The sequence below is a fragment of the Bartonella sp. AA74HLJMH genome (genome assembly GCF_042197045.1).
Taxonomy (GTDB): domain Bacteria; phylum Pseudomonadota; class Alphaproteobacteria; order Rhizobiales; family Rhizobiaceae; genus Bartonella.
The window spans coordinates 164699-188581 of the sequence record NZ_JBHIRJ010000003.1; the positions used below are offsets into that span (position 1 = coordinate 164699).

Here is a 23883-nt window from a genome sequence, read left to right on the forward strand (position 1 = left end):
CAGACTTTTTATTCTTGTCCAAAACTGTAGAGTTGTTATATTGCACCGCCTATATTAGCCGTGTTGGTGCATAATATTTTAGATTTTATGAAAATGAAAGAAAAAGGTTATGAATCATCCGGATATTGCTAGACGTGTTTACAATCACACTTGGAAACTTGATCCCATTATTCGGTCACTTCTTGATACGGATTTTTATAAGCTTCTAATGGTGCAGATGATTTGGGGGTTGTATCCTAATGTTAATGTTACTTTTTCCCTCATAAATCGCTCTAAAACAATACGTCTTGCCGATGATATTGATGAGAGTGAATTACGTGCTCAACTTGATCATGCTCTTAGTTTGCGCTTTACAAAAAAAGAAATGATCTGGCTTGCTGGTAATACATTTTATGGACGCAAACAAATTTTTGAACCGGATTTTCTTCAGTGGCTTGAGAATTTTCAACTCCCAGAATATGAACTAACCCGCAAAGATGGCCAATATATGCTTCATTTTTATGGTTCGTGGGCTCATAGCTCTATGTGGGAAATTCCAGCCCTTGCTATTATCAGTGAATTACGTTCACGTGCAGCTCTCAAAAAACTAGATCGTTTTGCTCTTGATGTACTTTATGCGCGTGCTAAAGCAAAAATGTGGAGTAAAGTTGAACGTCTCAAAAAATTGCCTGATATTAAAATATCTGACTTTGGGACAAGGCGTCGCCATTCTTTTTTATGGCAGCGCTGGTGTGTGGAAGCATTAAAAGAAGGCATTGGTAATTCTTTTACTGGAACTTCTAATGTTCTTCTTGCCATGGATACGGATTTAGAAGCTCTTGGAACCAATGCACACGAATTGCCCATGGTTATTGCGGCTCTCAGCAACAACGATGATGAATTACGCAGAGCTCCATATCAAGTCTTGCAAGATTGGAACCGTTATTATGGTGGAAATCTTCTCATTGTTTTACCTGATACCTTTGGTACAGAAGCATTTTTACGCAATGCACCAGATTGGGTCGCTGATTGGACAGGTTTCAGACCCGATAGTGCGCCCCCTATTGAAGGTGGCGAACGTATTATTCAATGGTGGAAAGAAAAAGGAAAAGATCCACGCGAAAAACTTTTAATTTTTTCTGATGCTCTTGATGTCAATACAATTGAAAAAACCTATCATCATTTCCATGGCAGAGTGCGCATGAGTTTTGGATGGGGCACGGATCTTACCAATGACTTTACAGGCTGTGCACCTCAGGAAATCGAAACTCTTGATGCTCTTTCCCTTGTTTGTAAGGTGACCTATGCCAATGGTCGACCAGCCGTAAAGCTTTCAGATAATCCTGAAAAAACGATCGGTGATTCAAAAGAAGTACAACGTTATCTCAATTTTTTTGGTAATAAAAAGCGAATTGCTAGACCTATAAAGACGTAGTTTCCGGTTCTTTAAACGAGTATATTGACTCATCATATTGTTTATAAGATTGATTTTTGTCCTGCCCTAAGGATGAGGGTTCTTAACCTTTGCTGGTCTGTAAATAGTTCGGTTGTTTTTTGAGCAGATTCTACTTGGCCTACCACGCATACGCTTCACTTACATAAGGATTCGACAGATCAGACTTAAAAATATTCACTACGCATTAAAAAAATACTTAACTTGCTAGGGAAGTTTAGCCAAGGAGGCTTCCTTATATCATTGTCATAAATAACGGTGTTATACGGCACAACAAGATACTGTTGTTTTGCATGTTGAAAGAGCGTGCGTGAATATCATAAATTTTTTTCATTTCAACCCTTTTAAATCAAGCACACTCATCTCCTTACATGTATGAAGGTTTTCAAGTTTTAAGGGTTATTGTTGTAGCTCGACAGTAGGTTTGTACTAAGTGGGAAGAGATAGGATTAAGTAGGAATACGTGGTAATTTGTTGTTTTTATGTACAATTTTGACCATTAAATGCGCGTTTTATCAAAATAGATTTTGACGCCTAAAATTGCAAAAATTACCGAAAATCAGAAAAAAATGCGTTTCCATAGTAAAAATGAGAAAAGGCTTTTCCCCCCTTTGAGAACATCTTTAAAACTCTTTGAAAAAAAATAAATTGGTACAAAATCTAGTGTAAAAATATACAAAACCCAATGAAAAGCTACAGTTGTAACATTAGGAATTGCTAAGGCAACATTGGAGGATGGCAAATAGCACGGTGACTATCGGTGTGCATTTTGTAAGGCAAGGATGATGGTGCTCAAATGAATTTTATACACTTTACAGGAGATTTTACTTTATCCATGTATGGTCTGCTATTATGAAATGAGTAAAGCGTTGAGAGATGTTTCATTAAAATAAATGTGTAAATAACATGATTTGGGAGACCTTTTGTTTTACGTGAGGGGCATGACTTTATTAAAAAACAGAGAATGCAATAATATTTTTATTTCGAATAAGCTTTATACAAAGACAGAGAAATTATTTATTCGCATATTATAATAAGAATGCGTGTATATATAAAACCATTTGAAAAACTCTGTTGTTTCTTATGAATTATTCTTAAGTTAATAACAGATGTAACATTAAAGATTGATATAATAGACCGGCTTCTTAACTGTATAAGTATAAAAATGATGGTGTTTAGTAAGCTGTGTATTATATCCTCATTAAGAGATATGAAAACAAACGAAATGTCTTTTAGAAAGAAATAACTATCATATCAATGACTTTTTAATGATGTATATGTAGAGATTCATACAAACATGCTTTACAAAAATAATGACTCTCTTCCATGAATGTGATTTATCATTGTTTACCAAGTGAGAACATTTTGAGTGTTCATAAAAATTATTTCACAAACATATTATTAATTAATTGCGTTCAAAAAGCTTGCTATTTCATATGCATTTTGGAAATGGAGAGCTTATATTCAAAACTTAAAAGTTCTCATAGTTTTTACAAATAAGTTGAAGCTAAAAAGAGTATCCCATAAAGCCTTTTTTATCATTAGGAAGATGGACGTGTTACAATATAAATGGCAATCAGCAATAATATAACCGCAACAAGTAAAGAAATCCACAAAGGAGGGTGTAGCATTACAAAAAAGGATAAAAATCCTCCTGTCATACTCATCATTGCAAAAACTTTAACGAATGGAGAGATTGCTTTTTTTTCTTCCCATCGCTTAATAGGGGGACCAAAAATACGATGATTATTCAACCATTGATGAAAACGTGGAGAAGAACGCGTAAAACACCATGAGGCAACCAATAAAAAAGGCACAGTTGGCATAATAGGTAATACGACACCGATAATACCTAATATAACCATCGTCCACCCTGCTATATAATAGCAGATACGTAAAGGGTGCGATATCTTCAAATCTTTTTTCATTTTCTCGTACTATTTTCCTCTACGCAAAACCCTATACAAAAACATTGTATCTGTTTTTTTCTGTTTACATGTCTGAGTGTACAATTACGCTCTATCCCTTCATGCGTAAGTGTCTTTGCTGTTATAAGTTCCTTGAAAATACCGAATAGCTTATACAATATTATAATCATTTTAAATGATTTCAAGAAATGAGAAAAAGTTTTAGAAAAAAATAAAAAGGCTGCAGAATAAATCAATGCAGCCTCTTAATTAAAATGCAGTGTTGGGGGGGAGAAAATTTACTGCATTCACCTGCTAGATATTAGGAGGAAAAATAATCTAGCACCCCGAACTCTAATTAAAATAAAAATGAGAAACAATATATAAAAATGCATGGCTGATATGCATGAATTTTAACACTTTCAAGTCTCTTGAACTGTGTTTCGACGAAAGAAAATCATCATGAAAATAGCCATAAAAATCAACGTCAAGATCAACACAATTGTGGAAGCAGAATCAGAGCCGATAAATAAGCTGAGATAAATCCCTAAAAAACCAGAAAAAGCTGCAACAAGTATCGCGATCATTAACATAAAAGAAAACCGCTTTGTGACAAGATAGGCAATTGCTCCTGGTGCTATCAGTAAAGAAATAACGAGTACGATACCTACAGCTTTCAAAGCCGCAACAATTGTAAGAGAAATCATCGTTAGCAGGGTATAGTGGAGTAGAGATATTGGTAACCCCATTGCACGTCCTTGAACTGTGTCAAAAATATACAGCATAAAGTCGCGCCATTTTGCTGCTAAAATAAAAGTGACAACAGCAGAAATGATTGCCGTCTGCGTTATATCAAGCCAGTTAACACCCAAGAGATTACCAAATAGAATATGATTCAAATCTAAGCTACTATAAATAGACGTGGCTAAAACAAGCCCCAAACCAAACATTGAAGAAAAGACCACACCCATCACCGTGTCCTGTTTGATACGGCTATTGCTCCCTAAAAAACCCGTTAATAGTGCACACACCATTCCTGCAACAAAAGCACCGCAAGTAATCAAAGTCATTGTAATATTCTCTGGACGCATATGCTGAAACCAAGCAAATGGCAAAGAAGTTAAAAATGCGATTACCCATGGTGTTGTCATATAACCAACAACAACACCTGGAAAAACTGCATGAGAAATGGCATCGCCTAACAGCGCCCATCCTTTCAAAATAAGAAAACAGGAAAGCATCGCCATGGGAATAGAAAGAATCATGACAATAAGCATACCCTTAAGCATAAAAGAAAACTGAAACGGAAGCAGTAATTGATCGATCATGATAATATTACACCCTTTTTTGCCGCATTTATGCGTAAGCGCGCAGCAATAAACCCATGTTTAGGAGCAAAAATAAAAACCAAAACAAATAAAGATGCTTGAAAAAGCACTACAACCCCCCCCGTTTGTGCATTCAAAAAATAACTCACATAAACACCCAAGACACTTGTGAAGGTTCCAATTACAACTGCAATAACCAAGATGTTTACGAAACGATCACTTAAAAGATAGGCCGTTGCCCCAGGTGTCACAACAAGACAAATGACTAAGAACGCTCCAACGGTTTGCATCGCAGCAACGGTACAAGCGGCAAGCAATGTGAAAAAGAGAATCTTTAAAAATTTTACGTTTAATCCAATGGCATGCGCATGCGTTTCATCAAATAACGAAACAAGAAGATCTTTCCATTTCAAAAGCAATATAAGCAACGAAACAAAGCCGATAAAAGCCAATTGTAGAATATCTGTTGAACTCACTGCTAAAATATTTCCCAAAACAATCGTATCAATATTAACAGCCATTGGTTTTAATGATTTGAGAAACAACCCAAAGGCAAAAAAGGAAGAAAAAATGAGCCCAATAATGGTATCTTCTTTAAGCTTTGTCCGGTGGTTAAAAAAGAGCATTGCTGCTGCTGCAAGACCACCAGAAAAAAAAGCGCCGAGTGAAAAAGGTAACCCTAAAAGGTAAGCTCCTGCTACACCAGGAACAATCGAATGGGAAAGTGCATCACCAATCAATGACCAACCTTTTAACATCAAAAAAGCTGAAAGAAAGGCACAAACACACCCAACTAACCCAGAAACCCACATTGCATTCACCATATATTGATAGCTCAGTGGCTCAAGCAACCAAGAAATCATGCAACGTGCTCCACTCTTTCAATATCTTCACAAACTGCAGACTGCTTTCTTCCCATGAAAACATCATTTTTTTTTGTGGTTTGAAGATCAAAAATATGGTGATGCAAAGATCCTCCAAAAGTTTTTTCCAGATTTTGCTTTGTAAAGATTTTTTCAGTTAATCCGGAAGCTAACACTGTTCCTTTTATTAAAACCGTATGATCACAAAATTCACGAACAGAACCCAAATTGTGAGTTGAAACCAAGATCACAGCTCCTTCTTTACGAAGATCTTGTAACAAAGCAATGATTTTATCTTCTGTTGTAACGTCAACCCCTGTAAACGGCTCATCTAATAAAATAGCTTTTGCTTTCTGTGCAAGAGCGCGTGCTAGAAAAACACGCTTTTTCTGTCCACCAGAAAGTTCTCCAATTTGGCGCTTGGCAAAAGCCAGCATATCAACACGTTCTAAGGCAATACGAACGGCTTCATAATCTTGTGTACGGGCATAGCGAAAGAAATTCATATGACCGTACCGCCCCATCAATACAACATCTTCAACCAAGACAGGAAAATTCCAATCAACATCTTCACTTTGAGGAACATAAGCAATAAGATTTTTTTTCAAAGCTACATCAACGGGCAAATCAAACATGCGAATTTTTCCCTTTGAGGGGCGTACAAACCCCATAATCGCTTTAAATAACGTTGACTTACCGGATCCATTAACACCAACCAATGCCGTAATAGAACCCTTTGGACTTTCAAAATTCACTTCGTGTAAAGCTGTATGTCCATTACGATATGTTACCGTTACTCCTTGGGCAAAAATTCCACATTCCGTCATTGGTTTTTTACTCCCTCTACTAAAGCATTGCTAATACGCCCACTCGTGACACGTAATAAATCAATATAAGTGGGTACCTCACCATTTTTCTCACTTAAAGAATCAACATAAAGAACACCACCGTATTTAGCTCCTGTTTCTCTGGCAACCTGCTTAGCAGGCGCAGGGGAAATAGTGCTTTCAGAAAAAACTGCATGAATATTGTATTTGCGAACCATATCAATAACATGCTTGACCTGCTGTGGTGTTCCTTGTTGGTCAGCATTGATGGGCCATAAATAAAGTTCTTTTAGATCAAAATCACGCGCCAAATAACTAAAAGCCCCCTCACTGGTCACAAGCCAACGTTTATCTTGCGGTACAGCTTCTAATTCAGCCCTAATTGGATCAATCGTTGCACGAATTTTCTGTTTATAAATTTCAGCATTCTGTTTATAAATTTCAGCATGTTCAGGATCATATTTTACAAAAGCATCGCGAATATTATCAACGTAAATCAAAGCAGAGGTCGGTGACATCCACGCATGAGGATTGGGTTTACCGCTAAAGGGGCCCTCACCAATTTTAATGGGTACAATACCTTTTGAAACAACAACACTTGGAACATCCTTGATATTTTGAAAAAACTTTTCAAACCAAAGCTCTAACTCTAAACCATTCCACAATACAAGGTTAGCTCCCTGAGCACGCATAAGATCGCGTGGGGTGGGTTGGTATTCATGAATTTCCGCACCTGGTTTTGTAATGGATTCAACATCAGCGGCATCTCCTGCTACATTGCGTGCCATATCAGCAATGATAGTGAATGTCGTAACAGCTTTAAATTTACCAGCACACAAAGCAAAATTGGGTGTAAAAAAAATAACACTTCCAAAAACTATGGTGAAAAACGTTCTTACGTTCATTGATTCTCTCTTTCCTTTATATGCCTTCTTTTTATTGCAAATAATTTGCATTATCATTTAGCAATAGCAGTTATCTTTTACATTTGCAATGAAGGATTAAGAGAAAAAATAACTTTTCAAGATGTTTAAAAACAGTTTTTTCATATTGAAAAAATTGATGATTTAAGCAGCTTGTTTTGGTAAGGAGGTCCCCTTTCAAGAAGTTCTATAGCTCTTGAATGCCAAACAAAAAGGGAGCACGCAAAGATGCTCCCACTTCATGTAAAATATCTCATAAAAAATGAGTATACTCAGTAGCGCAAATATGCACCTGTCATTTTGGTAACATTATCCACGATCTTTGAGGCAAGCTTTTCTAAATCTTCATCTGTTAGAGTCCGTTCTATGGGCTGAATAGTTACTTCAATTGCAACAGATTTTTTATCTTCACCAAAGCTTATATCTTCAAAAATATCAAAAACCTGCACTGAATGAATAAGTTTTTTATCGGCTCCACTTGCCGCCCGAATAATAAGAGAAGAGGCAACAGTTTTATCCGCTATAAAGGCAAAATCACGCCGCACCATTTGAAAAGGTAAGAGTTTCAAAGGAGGACGGCTTTTGGTCGTTTTTTTCTTTGATTCTGGAATTCGATCTAGAAAAATTTCAAAGCCGCATAAAGGTCCACTGACATCTAACTTTTCTAATGTAGCAGGATGAAAAACACCAAAAAAACCAAGAATAATCTTTGATCCAAGTTTTATGACACCTGAACGACCAGGATGATACCAATCCGGTGCTCCAACTTCAATCTGCACTTTCCCAACATCCATATCGCATGCTTCTAAAATAGCTAAAGCATCTGCTTTGGCATCAAAAATATCAACGACGGTTGCATTTCCATTCCAAAAACGCCCAGCCCCTTTAAATTGCTCTGTTCCGCGACGAATTCCACTAACAACACGGTGTTGTTTATCAGGGGTGTCGCCCTCATAAATACTTGAAACTTCAAACAAAGCAAGATCGGAAAAACCACGATCAGCATTTCTTTGTGCCGCCATAATCAAGCCAGGTAAAAGGGAAGGACGCATCATTGACATATCAGCAGCAATAGGATTAACTAATTTAAGCTCTTCTTGACCTCCTCCAAAAGCAAGAGCTTGTTTTTCAGAAATAAAAGACCATGTCACCGCTTCTTTCATACCACGTTGCACTAGAGCCAAACGTGTAGCACGTGAACGAATTTGTGCGCATGTTAAAATTTGATCTTTTCCTTCTGCAAAGTTTTCCAAAGGAATAGGTTTAATTTCATCTAACCCATAAATTCTCATAACCTCTTCCACCAAATCGGCTTTACCCATAATATCAGGGCGCCATGATGGTACTTTTACCGTAACGACTTCTCCTTTTCCTTCAACAAAAAATCCAAGTTTTGTTAAAATAGAGATGACTTTTTCAGGTTCTATTTCCAAATTTGTTAAACGTTTAATTTCAGAAAAAGGAAAAGCGATCTGTTTGATTTCTTGTTGCTGATAGCCAATGATCCTCTTTTTAGATACTTCACCACTACAAAGACGTAAGACCAATTCTGTTGCAATCTCAAGTCCTGTGTCTATAAAAGCCGGATCAACACCTCGTTCAAATCGATAACGTGCATCACTGATAAGACCTAATGCTCTTCCTGTTTGTGCAATGCTTCGCGCATCCCAAAGCGCCGATTCAATAATAACGCGATGTGTTGTTTCATCACAACTCGTTCTTTCTCCGCCCATGATACCGGCAATCGAAACAACCCCCTCGTCGTCTGCAATGACACAATTCTTAGCGCCCAGATGATAGATTTTTCCGTTCAGTGCTTGAAGCTGCTCTCCTTCACGCGCGCAACGTACACACAAATTACCTTTAATTTTATCTGCATCAAAAACATGGAGTGGACGACCAAGGTCAAAACTGATGTAATTGGTCATATCAACAAGCGCATTAATCGGTCTCAGACCAATTGCATTCAAACGCTGTTGCATCCACTGTGGTGATGCACCATTTTGAACATTGCGCACTTCACGCCAAGCAAAACCTAAACATAATGATGAATCTTGCGAAAAATCTAATGAAACATCGAGAGGTGTTTCAAAGGAAGGATCAAATTTTGACAGGGATAATTCTTTTAATTTTCCCATTCCAGCGGCAGCAAGATCACGTGCAATACCACGAACACCTGTGCAATCGGAACGATTAGGGGTCAAACCAATATCAATAACCGGATCATCTAAACCAGCATAAGCTGCAAATGAACCTCCAATAGGACTATCTTCTGGAAGTTCAATAATCCCATCATGCTCATTTGATAATTCAAGCTCCGCTTGTGAACACATCATCCCAAAACTTTCAACACCTCGGATTTTTCCTACAGATAATGTTACATCAAGTCCTGGAATATAAGTGCCTGGTAGTGCCAGAACACCAACAAGACCTGCGCGTGCATTTGGTGCTCCACAGACAACTTGAACAGGTGTGGAAGTCCCTGTATCGACTGATAAAATTTGAAGTTTATCTGCATCAGGATGCTTTATTGCTGTTAAAACTTTTGCAATCACAAAACCTTTTAAAGAAGACCGATCATCAACGTAATCAACCTCAAGACCTATAGCGGTTAATTTTTCACAAATTTCATTCAAAGATGCATTTGTTTCTAAGTGATCTTTTAACCAGGACAATGTAAACTTCATTTTAAAACCTCACATGAAAGCGATGACTAAGATCACACATTTCTATTAGGAAAAAAAGCAGGCATATCAAAGCAACGAAAGCCATAATGGTCTAACCAACGCAGGTCAGCATCAAAAAAAGCCCGCAAATCAGGCATACCGTATTTCAACATGGCAATACGATCAATGCCCATACCCCATGCAAAACCTTGATATTCATCTGGATCTAAACCAACATTTTTCAACACTTGGGGATGCACCATTCCGCATCCTAAAATTTCCAACCAATCCTGTCCTTCTCCGAACTTTACTTCTGAACCAGAACGATCACATTGAATATCTACCTCCATAGATGGTTCGGTAAAAGGGAAAAAAGAGGGACGAAAACGCATTTTTACAGAGGGAACTTCAAAAAATGCTTTACAAAAAGTTTCATGCAGCCACATCATATGGGCAATGGTGGAGGTTTTATCAATGACAAGACCCTCGACCTGATGGAACATGGGAGAATGTGTTGCATCCGAATCCATGCGGTAAGTTTTTCCAGGAATAATGATTCGTATCGGTGCTTTTTGTTTTTCTAGTGTGCGAATTTGTACGGGTGATGTATGGGTTCGCAATAATTTTCGTTCTCCCATTTTATCAACATCAAAAAAAAAGGTATCATGCATTTCACGCGCTGGATGCCCTTCAGGAAAATTCAATGCTGTAAAATTATAATAATCTGTTTCAATATCAGGTCCCTCTGCAAGAGAAAAACCCAACTTTGTATAAATGGCAATAATTTCCTCAATCACTTGTGAAATAGGATGAATGCGTCCCCGTTCTATAGGTGAAGAGCGAACAGGCAAGGTAACATCAACTTTTTCACGAGAAAGACGGGCATCCATTGCCTGTCTTTTCAGAAGATCACGCTTTTGTGCCCATAATTCTAAAATGCGATTTTTTAATCCATTAAGAACTGGTCCAACTTTATGGCGCTCGCCAGCATCCATTTTTCCTAATTCTTTTAATTTTTCAGAGATACTACCTTTTTTACCCAATGCTGCAATACGCACTTCTTCAAGTGCTTGTTCATCACCTGCTGCCTCTAAGGCTAAACAAATTTCTTGTTCCAGACGCTCAATATCATTCATATTTTTGCCTATTTTTTAATAAAGAAAAACCCGCACTCGCAATAGCCAGCACGGGACCTCGAATAAATGAATGCTTTAAGAGAACACGACTGGCTTATTTGACAGCGCCTTCGAAAGCATTAGGTGTCGTATCTTTTAAATATTCTAAAGCTTTTTTTGCCGAAGTTACTAAAGCAGAAAATGCTTCTGCCTCATGGATTGCTATATCTGAAAGAACCTTACGATCAACCTCAATACCGGCTTTTGATAAGCCATCAATAAAACGTCCATAAGTTAAACCTTCTGCGCGAACAGCCGCATTAATTCTCTGAATCCACAAAGCACGGAAAGTACGTTTCCTATTTTTGCGATCACGATAAGCGTATTGCTTTGAACGATCAACCGCTGCTTTAGCTGCACGAATGGTATTTTTACGACGACCGTAAAAACCTTCAGCCTGTTTAAGAACTTTTTTGTGCTTAGCGTGTGCTGTCACACCTCTTTTCACACGAGCCATATTATAATCTCCTCAAAATCAAAAGCGTAAGGTTTAAATACCATTCGGCAAATAATGCTGAATGACTTTTTTAGCATCTTGTTCACACAAAACCATTGTTCCACGTGCATCGCGAATAAATTTATTCGAACGCTTAATCATGCCGTGGCGCTTACCGGCAGCTGCTACTTTAATTTTGCCTGACGCAGTGATTTTAAACCGCTTTTTAGCGGATGATTTGGTCTTCATCTTGGGCATTTTGCTACTCCGTACATTAATTTATTCAATCAAACATTTTATTCACTCAAGCGGACCAACGCTTGAACAAGCATTTAAACAGCCACGGCATGCCCTGCCGGGCGGCTCTTAAAGACGTTTTCATAAGCTAGTATACACAAAATAGCAAGACCGTATTACAAAAAAATCGGCGCTCCATTGCCTTGAAGCTCAACCAAAGGTGCTGGAATTGCATTTGTTTTGATGGCTGCTTTACATAAATCGGCAATAATGCATTGCGTACATTGTGGTTTACGGGCTTGACAAATATAGCGACCATGTAAAATCAGCCAATGATGCGCATGGCGAATATAATGAACCGGTATAATCTTTAATAATTTTTTCTCAACAATTTCTGGTGTTTTTCCAGGCGCCAAACCAAGACGATTGCTTAAGCGAAAAATATGTGTATCTACTGCCAATGTAGGCTGACCAAAAGCAACATTCAAGACCACATTAGCCGTTTTGCGCCCCACTCCAGGAAGGGCCATGAGTGCTTCACGCGTATCGGGTACTTGACCGCCATAATAATCAATTAAACAGTTGCAAAGCGCATAAACATTACGTGCTTTTGCACGCCAAAGGCCAATTGAACGGATATGATTTGCTATTTCTTCTTCCCCTAATGCAACCATTTTTTCCGGTTGATCAGCAAGGCAAAATAATTCTTTTGTCGCTTTATTAACGCTTACATCTGTCGCTTGAGCCGAAAGCACAACGGCAACTAAAAGTGTAAAAGTATTTATGTAGTTAAGATCACTCTTAGGTGTTGGGCGTTGCACAGAAAAACGGCGAAATATTTCCGCAATTTCATCTTTATTATACAATATACTAGATAAATTTCGCACCTTTGATAATTTTATGTTACTTTGAGGCATTGAACTCTCTTAAATCTTCTCTCTTGAAGTTATCATTCACGCTCGCCATATGAGAGGAGTGCAGCGAACACTTTTATAGAGTTTGGTCAAGTAAAGCCATTTTAAAGAGGATACTCATGAATGACACATGTGACGCCTTTCTCCAATCCTTTTCTTTTAGGGTTTGAAACCGTAGAAAAAATATTGCAACGTATCGGTAAAGCTGATGAGGCTTACCCAGCCTATAATATTGAACGTTTGCATAAAAGTGATGATGCAAATCATATCCGGATAACTTTGGCTGTTGCTGGATTTAAGATTAACCATCTTAATATTTTACTCGATGATAATCAATTGGTTATTCATGGTAAACAAACAGACAACCAAAATCATCAATATTTATATCGCGGTATAGCTGCGCGACAATTCCAGCGAATCTTTGTTCTCGCGGAAGGGATGCATGTTACAAATGCAGAGTTGAAAAATGGTCTTTTATCAATTAATCTGTATCAACCAAAATTAAAAAAAGAAATAAAACAGATTCCAATTAAAGTCAGTAGTGGTGAGTCATAAAAGTTAAGGCGTAAAGGAACAGTGAAATGGGAGAACACAAACAAAACTTGTCGTTTCAGAACACATCCTACTCTGATGCGGGACAGATTGCCTATTTAAAAAAAGTTTGTACAGATGATCTGGCTAAAAACTTTCCAGATCTTCCACCAATGACCCCAGGCATTACGATATGGGCTCTCTTTGGTGAAACAGGTTATCCTATCATTTTATCCGATGAGCGTTCTATCGCCCTTGCTGGAGCCAATGAGCATGAACTACAAATTGTAACTCTGCACTAGATTACCTTACGAGAAAAAGCTGTACTCTTTATAAATTCTATCTGTTTTTTCGTAAAGGGTGTAATGTGAGTTATAATTAGATTAAGTATTGATTTATATTCATAATTAATTTTTTACAACTGGAATGAGAGTCCCGAATATCATAAGGTTCTCTCATTTGAGATCTTCTTATATTGAAACAATTAAAGTCACTTGCTTGATGTCATAAGCAGGGAGAGCCATGTGGATAAAAACACTTGAAAAAAGGAATAAAAATATCTCTTTTTAATTGTCTCAATTACCAAGGACGTTCACGATATGGGGATAAAAAAATGTATGATGGTGTCAGTTTTCTTCTTCATAAGTGTGAAGATGTCCCTTATAGATTTATATTATTCACGGGGGCTGTTATACCATTCATAGGCGCTATCGTGAAATGGGCTCGAGTGCATTGAAAGATGTCTCTTTAAAATGAGTATAAAGGCTATACAAGTGTATTTTGTTTGGTGTGTTTTGTTCTTCCTTAGGGGAGTAGCTCTATTGAAGAGTGTAAAAACAAAAGCATGAGATAATGCGTCATCATTATTTAAAAGATATTTTTATGAATGCGTTTGAAAGGTGTAAAGCTGAATTATAAGGAGATGATAGATTTTTATCACGATTTCTTTATATTCTTTCCAATTCCAGAAGTTACGCAAACAGATAGATGCAATATGCTAACCAAATCTGGCATACAAAAATCTGGAACAGTTCGTGTCATACTGAAGCGTTTTGATATTTGTCTCAAACGTGGACTTGCACAGGGATTAGATGTTGATTAACAGGTAATAAAAAACAAAGGCTTTATGAAAAAGTTTATGCAGAGCTTTTAATTTTGTGCTTCAAATGCCGCAGTACAAGGTATTTTTCTCTTTTGAATATTAAAGCTCTTGTTTTTATAATGAAGTTACAGCACAACAAGCAAAATGGAATTATTTGAGGGGAAAAAAATAATGCCTTCTTACCGTTCAAGAATATCAACCCACGGGCGTAATATGGCAGGAGCCCGCGGACTTTGGCGTGCAACAGGGATGAAAGATACTGATTTTGGTAAACCCATTATTGCGATTGCGAATTCTTTTACACAATTTGTACCAGGGCATGTCCATTTAAAAGATCTTGGGCAATTAGTCGCACAACAGATAGCAGTTGCCGGTGGTGTTGCGAAAGAATTTAATACCATTGCTGTAGATGATGGAATTGCGATGGGGCACGATGGAATGCTCTATTCGTTGCCCTCACGTGAAATCATTGCTGATTCTGTAGAGTATATGGTTAATGCACACTGTGCAGATGCACTTGTTTGTATTTCTAATTGTGACAAAATTACACCTGGTATGTTAATGGCTGCTTTACGGTTGAATATTCCGACAATCTTTGTTTCAGGCGGTCCTATGGAAGCAGGTAAGATTAAATGGAAGGATCAAGATCTAACGGTTGATTTGGTCGATGCCATGGTTGCAGCAGCTTCAGAACAAAATTCAGAAGAAGAAGTTGCTGAAATGGAGCGTGCTGCTTGTCCTACATGTGGTTCTTGTTCAGGAATGTTTACGGCCAATTCTATGAATTGCTTAACGGAAGCATTGGGGCTTTCTCTTCCCGGAAATGGATCAATGTTAGCAACACATGCAGATCGACGAATGCTTTTTGAAGAAGCTGGAAAACAGATTGTTGCATTGGTTAAACGTTATTATGAAGAAGATGATGAAACAGTTTTGCCGCGCTCTATTGCTTCACGCAAGGCTTTTGAAAATGCAATGACCGTTGATATTGCCATGGGGGGATCAACCAATACAGTACTGCATCTTTTAGCTGCAGCGCAAGAAGGTGAGGTGGATTTTACCATGACGGATATTGATCATCTTTCACGTTGTGTTCCTGTTTTATGTAAGGTTGCTCCTGCTGTTGCAAATGTACATATGGAAGATGTTCATCGCGCTGGTGGTATTATGGGGCTTTTAGGTGAACTGGATGCGGCAGGACTCATTGATACATCAACTTATACGGTTCACGCAAAAACAATGAAAGAAGCTCTTTACCGCTGGGATGTAAAGCAAACTAATGAGCCAACAGTTCATGCATTTTATCGTGCCGCTCCAGGTGGTATTCCAACACAGACAGCTTTTAGTCAATCTTGTCGCTATGAGACCCTTGACCTTGATCGTGAAAAAGGTGTGATTCGCGATAGGGAACACGCATATTCACAAGATGGAGGATTGGCAGTTCTTTATGGGAATCTTGCAAAAGATGGCTGCATTGTAAAAACAGCAGGCGTTGATCAATCAATTTTAACTTTTAAAGGTCCGGCAAGAATTTTTGAAAGCCAAGATTCAGCTGTTTCAGCTATATTAACTGATAAGATTAAAACAGGTGAAATTGTTTTAATCCGTTATGAAGGCCCACGTGGTGGACCTGGAATGCAAGAAATGCTTTATCCAACGAGTTATCTCAAATCTAAAGGATTAGGCAAGGTTTGTGCACTTGTTACAGATGGACGTTTTTCAGGTGGAAGTTCAGGGCTCTCAATAGGACATATTTCACCAGAAGCTGCTGAAGGAGGAGAAATTGCGTTGGTGGAAGAGGGGGATATCATAGAAATTGATATTCCAAATCGTAGAATTCATATGTTGGTGGATGACGTTGAGATGAAGCAGCGCCGTTCTAAGATGGAAGCAAAAGGAAAAGGCGCTTGGCAACCGATTGAGAAGCGTCAGCGTAAAGTTTCAAAGGCTCTCAAAGCCTATGCAGCGATGACCACATCTGCTGCAAAGGGTGCAGTACGTAATATTTGATGAGTTGAATAGAGATAGTGCTCTGATTTTTTGCATCTTTTGCACGATATTCTAAGCTAATTATTTTATGAGTTTATGAACTTATCAGAATATTTCGAGTCATGATGAGTATGATTAAAAAGCTATCAATACAACTAAAAACTGCGGTAGATTGCTTATTTTAGCAGCTATGTAAGACAGATACAGTATAATTACTTTTCATATCATATTCCAATCTTATATGAGATTATGATTTCTTATTACTCATATTTATGAAAGATATTTATTGTACTGGTGGCATTATCTTGTTGTACCGTAAAACACTGTCATTTAGGACTGTGATATACGGCATCTTCCTTAAATATTAAGTGTGTTTTTAGTGTGTGGTGAATATTCTTAGACTTGTTTGTAAAGCTTTGAGTTTAAGAGAAGCACATGATTAGGAAGTCAAGGAAAATCCGTTAGAAGCTGGACTATTTGCAGACTTGATTCGAATGAAAATCCTTATCCATTAAGGTGTGGGAAGGAGTTGAAGGATGTTTATGAAAATAAAGTACAGCTGTGATATATCTGATTATATGTTTCATATGAAAACAGTAAAAGAGCTCTTTATAACTTAAAATGTGAAGAATAACTTAAAATGTGAAGAAAATACGAGACCCATTATCCATGAATTTATTATGCAAAATGGGATGGTATTCCAACACTGACAGTTTTAAACTAAAAATATTGCTATGATAACAATAATATTGATCGTGAAAAAGCACAATTCATTAAATATGGCGTATTTGCAAGGTGGAGGAGATTTCATGACAATCTTTACAAAAAACGACTATCTTGTAAAAATAGCCGATCTTGACCAATTTTTTGTATAAGAGCCAATATTAATCTAAGGGAATATGAAATATAATGCATAGGGTTTTGCCTATAGGCAATTACACTTATCAAAATATATTATGTAGAAAAGCGATGGGAATACGATAAATAACTGTTTATGCTGTGGTATATCAAAAATGGTTACGTTATCTCCTATTAAGAAGGTTTTTTAATAAAAAATAACATCTGTTTTCTATAAAGGGTTACTCTTTTCAAGCTGTTTGAGGTGGTAAATTGCTTCTAAAGCTTGTTTAGGAGAGAGTTCATCGGGATGAATATTTTTTAAAGCTTCGTGAAGTATACAATGTTTGTTTTTTGCTTCATTGACGGGAGATGTTGCTTTAAGAGAAAAGAGTGGTAAATCATCAATGAGTTTATGTCCTTTTCCAGCCATTTCGCCTTGTTCTAATTGATGGAGTACATCTGTTGCTCGTGTAATAACGGCTGGGGGAAGTCCAGCAAGCTTTGCGACTTGTACACCATAGGAACGGTCAGCGGCTCCTGGTGTGACCTCATGAAGAAAAACTACATCACCATCCCAATTTTTGACTTTCATGGTTACATTATGCAGTCTGTCAAGTTTTTCGGTAAGTGCAGTCATTTCATGAAAATGGGTAGCAAGAATAGCACGACAATGGTTAACTTCATGGAGATATTCAACAGCAGCCCAAGCAATAGAAAGTCCATCAAAGGTTGATGTTCCACGTCCTATTTCATCAAGAATAACAAGGGAATGGTGGCTAGCATGATTGAGAATCGTTGCTGTTTCAACCATTTCCATCATAAAGGTTGAGCGCCCTCGTGCAAGATCATCGGAAGCCCCAACGCGACTAAATAGGCGATCAACGACACCAATATGTGCTGAAGTTGCTGGAACGAAGGACCCCATTTGCGCCATAATAGCAATAAGAGCATTTTGCCGCAAAAAAGTTGATTTTCCTCCCATATTAGGCCCTGTCAACAGCCAGATTGCTGCATATTGCTGATTTTCTTGCACAGAGAGATCACAATTATTGGCAATAAAGGGTTCTGCGGCTTGTTTGCGGAGTGCTTGCTCGACGACAGGATGGCGTCCTGCTGTAATGCGAAAGGTAAGTGAAAGATCAATTTTAGGGCGGCAATATCCTTGTTCTTCAGCAAGATATGCTAAAGCGACAGAGACATCTAAAATAGCAAGTGCTTCAGAGGCTTTACGAATAAAATCAACTTGTTCGGTAATTTCCTGAACGAGAATATCAAAAATCTCTAGTTCAAGTGTCAATGCGTGATTGGCAGCATGGGCAATACGGCTTTCAAGGTCAGCAAGCTCTGTTGTCGTAAAACGCATAGCATTTGCCATTGTTTGCCGATGAATAAAACGTGCTTTAGCTTCTGGATTATTTGTAAGAGCAGATGCTTGTGTGCTGGTTACTTCAATGAAATAACCTAGAATATTATTATGCTTTATTTTAAGCGTCTTAATATCTGTTTCTTGGGCATATTGCGCTTGAAGTTCAGCAATGACACGGCGAGATTCATCACGTAAAGCACGCATTTCATCGAGCTCTTTATGATAATTAGAACGAATAAAACCACCATCACGTTTAAGAAGTGGGAGATCATCAGCTAATGCCTGTTCTAAATGAAAGTATAACGCTGTGGGTAATTTTGAGAACACCTGTTGTACATCACTTATTTCTTGAGGCAGAAGCTCATTATCAAGAAGTTGATGCAATTCACGAATGATTTCAAAGCCACGCTGGATTGTCGCCATATCACGGGGACCTCCTCGTCCAAGAGCCAAACGTGAAACGGCGCGGGGCATATCTGGTCCCCCCTTTAAAATAAGCTTTATCGCTTCTGCAAGAGAAGGATTACGTAGAAAAAAATCGATAGAATCCAAACGCGTATCAATAGCTGAAGGAGTGGTGAGGGGAGCAATAAGGCGGTCAATAAGAAGGCGTGATCCTCCTCCTGTTACAGTGCGATCAATAGCTTTTAATAAACTTCCATCCCGTTGACCTGATGTCGTTCGAATAAGTTCAAGGCTTAGTCTGGTTGCGGCATCAATAAAAAGAGTTGCACTTTCATTTTGGCGTTCAGGCTGCATGAGGGGAGGGCGATGCGTGATTTGTGTTTTTTCGATATAACGAATAGCAGCTACAATTGCAGAGAGTTCACAGCGTGAATAATCGGCAACGCCTTCAAGAGTTGAGAGTTTAAAATAATTGCAAATATCGCGTTCAGCGGTGAGTGCATCAAAGAGACAAGCAGGTTGAGGTGAAACGATACGATCAAGAACACTAAAAAGTGACTTGTGAGATTTATCATGAAAAAATGAATCAGAAACAATGATTTCTTGTGGATCCACACGCATAATATCTGCTAAAAGTTTTTCTTGGCGACTCTCTGTTACACGAAATATGCCTGTTGAGATATCAATCCAAGAAAGAGCAAATTCCTCTCCATCGCTAGTTTTTATACGGGAAAGTGTCATCAAATAATTTGCGCGTGTTGGATCAAGGAGTTTTTCTTCTGTTATTGTTCCAGGTGTTACAAGACGAACAACATCACGCCGAACAACAGATTTTGAGCCACGTTTTTTTGCTTCAGCAGGATCTTCTATTTGTTCACAAACAGCAACTCGGTAACCACAAGCAATCAGTTTTTGTAAATAATCATCTGCAGCATGAACGGGAACACCACACATAGGAATATCTTGTCCTAAATGTTTTCCGCGTGCTGTGAGTGTGATTCCTAAAGCCTGAGCAGCTTCAATCGCATCATTAAAAAATAATTCATAAAAATCCCCCATTCGGTAAAAGAGAAGGGAATCATGATGGACGGCTTTGATTTCTATGTACTGCTCCATCATAGGTGTAAGACGTTCTTGAGAGGAAGCAGATGGGGAGGCAGGCTGTGGAATTAAATTATTTTTATGATTGTTTTTTTTATCCATTTGTACGAGGCCTGTTTCCTTTAAGTGAAGTTTTTACTCTTTTTTGTTTACTTCAATATCTATTTATCTCTAAATTGCAACGCATCATCAGATTTGCTAAGGCAAGAATAGCGATTTCTAATATATGAATCAAATTTAATGACTATACGCATTATCAAGCAAAATTTACACTGTTTTTGGAGAAAATAAAGTGAGATGAAAAAGAGCGAGCAAGATCAGAAAATGTCTCAAACTGTTTACAGTGCGAGCGAAAGAGAAGCTCTAGATTTTCATAGTCGTGGTCGACCAGGAAAGCTTGAGATTGTTGCAACAAAGTCTATGGCAACACAGCATGATTTAGCACTTGCTTATTCACCAGGTGTTGCAGTTCCAGTTAAGGCAATTGCTCAAAATCCAGCGCTAGCTTATGATTATACAGCAAAAGGTAATCTTGTTGCTGTTATTTCAAATGGAACCGCTATTTTAGGGTTAGGCAATTTAGGTGCACTTGCCTCTAAGCCGGTCATGGAAGGCAAAGCAGTGCTGTTTAAGCGTTTTGCGGATATTGATTCCATTGATTTAGAAATTGATATAAACGATACAGAAAGTTTTATCAATTTGGTGCGCCATTTAGAACCTTCTTTTGGTGGAATTAATCTTGAAGACATTAAGGCGCCAGAGTGCTTTATGATTGAAAGCCGCCTACGCGAGGTGATGAATATACCTGTTTTTCACGATGATCAACACGGTACAGCGATTATTGTTGCTGCGGGTGTTCTCAATGCTTTGACTTTAACAGGGCGTGATATGCAAAATACGCGGTTAGTTTGTAATGGTGCTGGTTCTGCAGGGATTGCTTGTATTGAATTGATTAAAGCGATGGGCTTTCGTTCCGAAAATATCATATTATGTGACACAAAGGGTGTGGTCTATGAAGGCCGCAAAGAGGGAATGAATCAGTGGAAATCTGCGCATGCTATTCAAACAGATAAACGTACGCTTATGGAAGCAATGGAAGGTGCAGATATATTTTTTGGGGTTTCTGCTAAAGGTGCTCTTACTCCTGAAATGGTAAGATCCATGGCACCCCAGCCGATCATTTTTGCTATGGCTAATCCCGATCCAGAAATTACGCCGGAAGAGGTTATGCAAGTGCGTCATGATGCCATTGTCGCAACAGGACGTTCCGATTATCCAAATCAGATTAATAATGTTCTTTGTTTTCCTTATATATTTCGTGGTGCGCTTGATGTGCGTGCAAGAGTTATTAATGAAGACATGAAGATTGCTGCGGCAAAGGCTCTTGCTAATTTAGCGCATGAAGAAGTGCCTGACAGCGTTGCAGAAGCTTATCATGGAAAGCGATTAAAGTTTGGTCCTAACTATATCATCCCTGTTCCTTTTGATCCGCGTTTATTTACGGTTGTTTCAATAGCGGTAGCAAAAGCAGCAATGGAAAGCGGTGTTGCGCAAAAGAACATAAATGATTTAGAGTCCTATGAGCGCGATTTGAATGCGAGACGTGATCCTACTTCCTCGATGATGCGTGGGGTTTATAACCATGTTCGTCAAGCGCCAAAACAAATTGTCTTTGCAGAAGGTGAAGAAGAGCAAGTTATGCGGGCAGCCGTTTCCTATGTTCATCAAAAATTAGGACAAGCAATTTTGGTTGGTCGTGAAGAGCAAGTAAGAGAAGCGGCTGTTATCGCTGGAATTGATCTGGAGCGTGAAGGTATTTCTATTATGAATGCTAAGCTTTCTTGCCGTACAGATGCTTATGCGAATTATCTTTATAAAAAAATGCAGCGTCAAGGTTGGCTGTTGCGTGATTGTCATCGTCGTATCAATAATGATCGCAATTATTTTGCTGCGTGTATGGTGGCACTAGGAGATGCTGATGCAATGGTTACAGGGGTGACACGCAATTATGAAACAGCGTTGATCGATATACGTCGTGCAATTGATGAAAAACCAAAAGAACGATTGATTGGTATTTCAATGGCTATTTGCCGTGGACGAATTGTGTTTATTACGGATACAGCCGTTTATGAAAATCCTAATGCTGAAGAACTTGCAGATATAGCTGAACAAGCAGCTTCATTTGTGCGAGGATTTGGATATCAACCACGGGTAGCATTTTTAGCATTTTCTACATTTGGTTATATGAAAGGGAAGACGACGCAGCAAATTCAGGATGCGATTAATATTTTGCATGAACGCAAAGTTGATTTTGAGTTTGATGGAGAAATGAGTGCTGATGTGGCACTCAATTCCAAATTGATGCAGCAATATCCATTTATGGGATTAACGGAGCCTGCTAACATTTTGGTTATGCCTGGATATCACGCATCTTCCATTGCAAGCAAAATGTTACAAGAACTCGGTGAAGCAACTATCATTGGTCCTATTTTAATTGGATTGGAAAAATCTGTCCAAATTGTACCGTTTAGTGGGAGCGATACAGATGTTGTCAATATTGCAATGCTTGCAGCTTATCATGCCGCAAAAGTCGTCTAAAGGAAAAAAAGCCCCTAATATACCAATAATATATCAAGGGGCTTTTTGATAGCAAAAAAATAAATTTTTTAAGAGGGCTGTATTTGATTGTCTTTTTGCTCTTCAGAAAGACGCTTTTGGAAGAGTGCTGCAAAATCAATAGGATCAATCCACAAAGGTGGAAAACCACCACTTTGAGTAGCATCAGATATAATTTGGCGAGCAAATGGAAATAAAAGACGGGGACATTCAATAAAGACCAGTGGCATAACATGTTCTTGTGGAATGTTTTTAAGGTGGAAAACACCACCGTAAATAAGTTCTACATGAAATAAGGTTTCAGTTTCATCATTGGCTTTGACGGAGAGAGACAAAACGACATCATAATTGTCATCACCAATTGGGTTAGCATTGACGTTAATATTGATATCAATTTGTGGTGATTTTTCACGTGTACGTAATGAACGAGGAGCACCAGGGTTTTCGAATGATAAATCTTTTAAATATTGAGTTAATACAGCAAAAACCGGCTCTCCACCACTGTTATTCATTTCATCTTCGGCCATACGACAAACCTCTTCCATTATAATATGTATATTTATTTTAGATCTAAAGACCAGATTGGTTATCACGCCTTGCAAAAGGTTGCAAGAAATGCGCTCTTTATCTTGAATATTTTTTTAGTTTGTTACAGATTTTTTAGGCATTTCAATGGTTATCATCATTTTTGCGCCATGGAGATTCTGTCGTATCATGAATTGTGTAATCTTCTGCTTTAAGATCAATTATTTTTTCAGAGTTATTTTTTCTTTTAGTATTGGGATTCATTTTGTTTTTTAATGATGCAAAGAAATGCCAAGCAACAGAGCGAATTGGTTTAATAAGAAGTAATATTCCCAAGAGATCAGTGACAAAGCCGGGAAGAATAAGTAAAATTGCACTAAACATGATGAAAGCATCATTAATAATATTATTCTCTAATGTGCGTCCTTGGATAAGTTCATTTTGTATATTTTTTAAAAGGCTAATCCCTTGAATTCGCAATAAAACAACCCCAACTATGGTTGTGAGAATAACCAAACTCAAGGTTGCCAAAATACCAATTTCTTGACCAACAAAGATAAAACCAGCAATCTCGATTAAAAGAATGCAAAGAAAGATAACAACAAAAAAACGAGGATTTATAGAATAAAGTTTTATCACATGAAAGTTTCCTTCTAGATGAGTAGGGGGGAGAAATTCTTAAGAGAACTCCGTTTAAATA

18 protein-coding genes are annotated in these 23883 nt (G+C 38.0%); 5 read left to right on the forward strand and 13 right to left on the reverse strand.

The features are described from left to right. Positions 1–109 precede the first annotated feature (109 nt). Positions 110–1414 (forward strand): nicotinate phosphoribosyltransferase, encoded by a 1305-nt coding sequence (gene pncB, locus ACFINH_RS03335; protein WP_375632143.1) that lies wholly within the window; start codon positions 110–112, stop codon positions 1412–1414. Between the two features lie 1559 nt (positions 1415–2973). Here pncB and ACFINH_RS03340 read toward each other — a convergent pair. The 10 genes from ACFINH_RS03340 to nth form a co-directional block, all read right to left on the reverse strand. Continuing rightward, entirely contained in the window at positions 2974–3360 is a 387-nt protein-coding gene (locus tag ACFINH_RS03340) for a YbaN family protein (RefSeq protein WP_375632144.1), read from the reverse strand. 401 nt (positions 3361–3761) lie between these two features. Next, positions 3762–4667 (reverse strand): metal ABC transporter permease, encoded by a 906-nt coding sequence (locus ACFINH_RS03345; RefSeq protein ID WP_273790250.1) that lies wholly within the window; start codon positions 4665–4667, stop codon positions 3762–3764. Further along, positions 4664–5530 (reverse strand): metal ABC transporter permease, encoded by an 867-nt coding sequence (locus tag ACFINH_RS03350; RefSeq protein ID WP_375632145.1) that lies wholly within the window; start codon positions 5528–5530, stop codon positions 4664–4666. The genes ACFINH_RS03345 and ACFINH_RS03350 overlap by 4 nt, the downstream gene beginning before the upstream one ends. After that, positions 5527–6357, reverse strand: a complete 831-nt coding sequence (locus ACFINH_RS03355) for a manganese/iron ABC transporter ATP-binding protein (RefSeq protein ID WP_375632146.1) — start codon at positions 6355–6357, stop codon at positions 5527–5529. The genes ACFINH_RS03350 and ACFINH_RS03355 overlap by 4 nt, the downstream gene beginning before the upstream one ends. Next, positions 6354–7262, reverse strand: a complete 909-nt coding sequence (locus ACFINH_RS03360) for a metal ABC transporter substrate-binding protein (protein WP_375611408.1) — start codon at positions 7260–7262, stop codon at positions 6354–6356. The genes ACFINH_RS03355 and ACFINH_RS03360 overlap by 4 nt, the downstream gene beginning before the upstream one ends. A 290-nt stretch (positions 7263–7552) precedes the next feature. Then, entirely contained in the window at positions 7553–9967 is a 2415-nt protein-coding gene (gene pheT, locus ACFINH_RS03365; protein WP_375632147.1) for a phenylalanine--tRNA ligase subunit beta, read from the reverse strand. A gap of 32 nt (positions 9968–9999) precedes the next feature. Beyond that, positions 10000–11082, reverse strand: a complete 1083-nt coding sequence (pheS, locus tag ACFINH_RS03370; protein WP_375632148.1) for a phenylalanine--tRNA ligase subunit alpha — start codon at positions 11080–11082, stop codon at positions 10000–10002. 94 nt (positions 11083–11176) lie between these two features. Continuing rightward, complete coding sequence (gene rplT, locus ACFINH_RS03375; protein ID WP_375632149.1) at positions 11177–11578, reverse strand: 50S ribosomal protein L20; 402 nt, start codon at positions 11576–11578, stop codon at positions 11177–11179. 33 nt (positions 11579–11611) lie between these two features. Further along, complete coding sequence (gene rpmI, locus ACFINH_RS03380; protein ID WP_183193590.1) at positions 11612–11815, reverse strand: 50S ribosomal protein L35; 204 nt, start codon at positions 11813–11815, stop codon at positions 11612–11614. Positions 11816–11970: 155 nt separating this feature from the next. Next, positions 11971–12711 (reverse strand): endonuclease III, encoded by a 741-nt coding sequence (gene nth / locus ACFINH_RS03385; protein WP_375612818.1) that lies wholly within the window; start codon positions 12709–12711, stop codon positions 11971–11973. A 120-nt stretch (positions 12712–12831) separates the two neighbouring features. On the opposite strand from nth, the gene ACFINH_RS03390 reads away from it, so the two are divergent. The 3 genes from ACFINH_RS03390 (at position 12832) to ilvD (ending at position 16351) form a co-directional block, all read left to right on the forward strand. Next, on the forward strand, positions 12832–13263 hold the full coding sequence (locus ACFINH_RS03390) for an Hsp20 family protein (RefSeq protein ID WP_375632150.1): 432 nt from the start codon (positions 12832–12834) through the stop codon (positions 13261–13263). A gap of 26 nt (positions 13264–13289) precedes the next feature. Next, positions 13290–13541 carry a DUF1150 domain-containing protein gene (locus tag ACFINH_RS03395; RefSeq protein WP_012754519.1) on the forward strand — a complete coding sequence of 84 codons (252 nt, stop codon included), beginning with the start codon at positions 13290–13292 and terminating at the stop codon, positions 13539–13541. Positions 13542–14512: 971 nt separating this feature from the next. Further along, a complete protein-coding gene (ilvD, locus tag ACFINH_RS03400) occupies positions 14513–16351 on the forward strand; it encodes a dihydroxy-acid dehydratase (protein WP_375611414.1) in 1839 nt (612 codons plus the stop codon). A gap of 1048 nt (positions 16352–17399) precedes the next feature. Here ilvD and mutS read toward each other — a convergent pair. After that, positions 17400–20144 (reverse strand): DNA mismatch repair protein MutS, encoded by a 2745-nt coding sequence (gene mutS / locus ACFINH_RS03405; RefSeq protein WP_375632151.1) that lies wholly within the window; start codon positions 20142–20144, stop codon positions 17400–17402. Positions 20145–20339: 195 nt separating this feature from the next. On the opposite strand from mutS, the gene ACFINH_RS03410 reads away from it, so the two are divergent. Further along, positions 20340–22640, forward strand: a complete 2301-nt coding sequence (locus tag ACFINH_RS03410) for an NADP-dependent malic enzyme (RefSeq protein WP_375632152.1) — start codon at positions 20340–20342, stop codon at positions 22638–22640. A gap of 68 nt (positions 22641–22708) precedes the next feature. On the opposite strand, the gene secB is transcribed toward ACFINH_RS03410, so the two are convergent. Together secB and ACFINH_RS03420 are read right to left on the reverse strand one after the other, a co-directional pair. Next, the gene (gene secB / locus ACFINH_RS03415; protein WP_375632153.1) at positions 22709–23185 is read right to left on the reverse strand and encodes a protein-export chaperone SecB; all 477 of its coding nucleotides are present in this window, start codon (positions 23183–23185) and stop codon (positions 22709–22711) included. Positions 23186–23327: 142 nt separating this feature from the next. After that, positions 23328–23822, reverse strand: coding sequence for an FxsA family protein (locus ACFINH_RS03420; protein ID WP_375632154.1), 495 nt, complete (start codon positions 23820–23822; stop codon positions 23328–23330). Between the last annotated feature and the right edge of the window lie 61 nt (positions 23823–23883).